The following is a 537-nucleotide window of genomic DNA, read 5'->3' on the forward strand; positions in this document are numbered from 1 at the left end:
ACACATCTATGAATCCCTCATCGACAACAACGTCTGGTCGCCTATTGCTTATCCGCAGGGCTGGAAACAAATTGATACCGAAGGTGAGGAATAATGAAAAAGATGATGACAATGTTATGGAACTTATGGACATCCACTGAGATTAAGGTGGGTGTCCTTTTTTCATTCCTTTGGTTGGTCTTGGAGCATATAGTAGGTGGCTTTGACGAGCAGATTACCGCACTGGTGATTCTGACTTCCCTCGACATCCTCACAGGATTCGTCGGGGCATTCAAGACACACAGCTTTATGTCTTCCATTGCAACACGAGGACTATTCAAAAAAGCAGCCATGATTCTGGTGGTGGGCTTGGGTGTCCTGCTGGATGCTGCGATGCATACGCACATGGTCAGGACGATGTTTATTGGGGGATTTGCGATTATTGAAGCGTTGAGCATTGTAGAGAATATTGACAAGATGGGCTACGGCCAGTACATCCCTGAGTTTCTGAGAAGATGTCTGGCGCAGATAGCCACGGAAAAGAGGGTGATAAAGAAG

Annotated in this window: 1 protein-coding gene; it reads left to right on the top strand. The window is 46.4% G+C overall.

Annotation, left to right across the window (positions count from 1 at the left end; all coding sequences use genetic code 11):
• Positions 1 to 93 precede the first annotated feature (93 nt).
• A partial coding sequence (locus E0L13_RS11700) for a phage holin family protein (RefSeq protein WP_168062593.1) occupies positions 94 to 537 on the top strand: 444 nt, incomplete at its 3' end.

This window comes from Megasphaera sp. SW808 (assembly GCF_012027795.1).
Lineage (GTDB): Bacteria > Bacillota > Negativicutes > Veillonellales > Megasphaeraceae > Megasphaera > Megasphaera stantonii.